This window comes from Helicobacter zhangjianzhongii (assembly GCF_030249855.1).
Taxonomy (GTDB): domain Bacteria; phylum Campylobacterota; class Campylobacteria; order Campylobacterales; family Helicobacteraceae; genus Helicobacter_B; species Helicobacter_B zhangjianzhongii.
In genome coordinates, this window is the sequence record NZ_JANURN010000024.1 from 1 (window position 1) to 2,073 (window position 2,073).

The following is a 2,073-nucleotide window of genomic DNA, read 5'->3' on the forward strand; positions in this document are numbered from 1 at the left end:
CTCCTACTCCAATTGATGGGAAGAGGATAGACTTAGCCCCATACATATACACAGATGAGCCTAGTCTCAATGATGAGCCAAAGTTGATATTCCCTACATTGGCACTAAATCGCATACCATTCATATCCTGCCCTACAGATATATCTGTATAGCCGCCATTGATGTCAGCTAGATAGTAGAATCCAGCTAGCTTAGTCCTAGCAAAAAGATGTGAGAAGCGTAGCCCCACAAAGCCTGTGTGTCCTTGGGCATCGATATGGGCTTGCTTATAGCCATTGTAGATATACTCATACCCACCATAGAAGCCGATATTCCCACTTGTTTGTCCAAGGGCTAGATCCCAATTTGCGCCAATGAGTGTGCCTGCACTCCAGGAGTTAGTTTGTGCGCCATTGGTTGCTTTATGTGAGCCTGTCCCACCATAGGCACGGATAAAGAAATCCCCTTGGACTTTATGCTTAGCTAGTAGCTCTGCACTTACTTCGCCAAGCTTAGGCTCTTGTGGCATTTCTGGCTTGCTGGCTAGGATTTTAGGCTTAGTGGGAGCTTTAGGCTCTGTGGGAGCTTTTAGCTTATTGCTCTGGGCATCAGCTAGGGCTATAAGCTTTTGATACTCTCTCTCATAGCTCTTTTTATCTTGCTCGTATTGTTTAAAGTCTTTTAGATAGTCTTTGCGCTCTTGCTCGTATTTGCTCATAGCTTTTTTATAGTCTTTGTGGTTTGGCTTGAGATTTGGGCGCATAGGAGCTTTAGGCTCTATGGGAGCTTTGAGATTGGCATTAAACTTACTAGTTTTTGCAAGCACTTCTAGTCTCTTTCTCTTCTCTTCATAGCTCTTTTTATCAAGCTCATATTGCTTGAGAGCTGCTTGGTAGGCTTTTTGGTTTGACTCATAGGCTGCCATTACTCGCTTATAGTCTTTATGATTTGGTTTTAGGTTTGGTCTTATAGGAGCTTTTGGAGCTACTGGAGCTTTGAGATTGCTAGCTTTGGCTATTGTCTCTAGCTTGTTGTTCTCCTCTGTATAGATTCTAAGCTCTTGCTCATATTTGCTCATTGCTTTTTCATAGGCTTTTTGTGCTTTGTCATAGTTAGCCATAGCTTTTTTGTAGTCTTTATCACTTGGCTTGAGATTTGGCATTACAGGAGCTTTAGGCTCTGTGGGAGCTTTTATCTTTTGTGCTTTAGAGAGTAGCTCTAGGTTTTTGCGATTGTCTTCATAGGCTTTTTTGTCTTTGTCGTATTGAGCTTTGGCTGCTTGGTAGGCTTTGTCCTCTTGCTCGTATTTGGCGATTAGGGCTTTGTTCTCTTTGGTGCTAGCAAGCTTATCCCATTTGGCTAAGTCTAGCTTGTATTTGGCTAGGTCTTTTTGATACTGGGCTCTTGCTTCTGCTAGAGTGGCTGCTTCTATGCGCTGCTTGGTTCTACGCTCTTTGTTTTTCAAGCTTCTTCTGTTTTGTTCTGCGAGATAGGTGTCTATGAGCATTTTTCGTCGCATAGATTGGCGCACAACTACGCTTGTCATACTTGCAGCCAAGGAGGCTTCTACCTCAAAGATAGGGGTGCCATCGGGATTAAACTTCACCCCTATGCCTTGGAGCTCTGGGCTTGATTCAAAGGTGGGCTTAGAATTGTTATCGACATAGCTTTGGCTAATGGTATTGCTAGATACATAGTCTTTGAGATTCTTGCTAATGCTTTTTGCAGGGTCAAAGTCGCCATCAAGATAGGTTACTTGGATTTTATTGACGGCAAATTCTTTGTTGCTACCATTACCACCTGTATTATTATTGATTGTTACTCTCTCCATAGCAGTGTTGCCTTTGAGTCCTACGCTTAGGGTATCAACGGTGAGTTTAGCGCTATTAGCAGTTATTTTTATATTAGAGAGTGTATGGGGCTCTACATTGGTTCCTTCTCCTTGTCCTACACCATTTAGGGTGTTTATGGTGGCATTGCCGCTTTTGACATCAAGCTCTTTGATGATACCACTTGCTAAGCCACCGCCTGTGTTATACACAGCATTATTGGTTACGCTATCAGCGTCTTTAGTGAGCTCTAGTTTATCAATGG

The 2,073-nt window shown here is 42.9% G+C and carries 1 protein-coding gene; it reads right to left on the reverse strand.

Going from position 1 to position 2,073, the window contains the following annotated elements; genetic code table 11:
- Nucleotides 1-2,073, reverse strand: a 2,073-nt coding sequence (locus NYG90_RS10485) for a hypothetical protein (protein ID WP_285265041.1), incomplete at both ends; no start/stop codon positions are given.